This window comes from Dellaglioa sp. CoH-57-MRSF-16, assembly GCF_056782055.1.
Genome location: NZ_JBXAXZ010000047.1, coordinates 1 through 500, shown reverse-complemented (window position 1 = coordinate 500; position 500 = coordinate 1). Strand labels below are relative to the sequence as shown.

Annotated in this window: 1 protein-coding gene; it reads left to right on the top strand. The window is 56.8% G+C overall.

The window, feature by feature from the left end; translation table 11 throughout:
* A partial coding sequence (locus AC1RPH_RS07775) for a hypothetical protein (RefSeq protein ID WP_481762020.1) occupies positions 1–413 on the top strand: 413 nt, incomplete at its 5' end.
* Positions 414–500: the final 87 nt, after the last annotated feature.

Sequence of the window (500 nt, the reverse complement as noted above, 5' to 3'; positions counted from 1 at the left end):
AGGGTGATCCCCTTCCCTACGGAACGGCAAAGGAACGCGCTGCATACGACCGCGCGCACGTCCAACAGGGCACCGCTGGCGGCTACGGTCACGACAAGCTGACGGCGGCTCTGTCCGGGCTCTATATCGACGGCGTGCGCCTGATGGATCATTGCGAACACAACGAGCCCGGCACCGTTCGCCTGTACGCGCGTTATCTGAAAGATTACGACGCGCGCGGTATCCAAATGGCTGACGACGACGACACGGCGCGAGCATTCCGCGAAGAATGGGAAAAGAAGGCGCAAAAGATGGGCGCGCGTTTCGCAAACTACGGCATCGGGGAACGTACGCGGGCATGGGGTTCGCTGTATCCGGTATCAGGTTTGGAACGTCTGGAAATGCTGGGCTATCGCGTGATCCGCGCAATTTAAAAGCCCTACAAATCATATGGGATTAGTTGACACGTGTTCTCTAGTCTCCTAGAATTTGTACCTGTAGCACGTAACACAACAAACCCT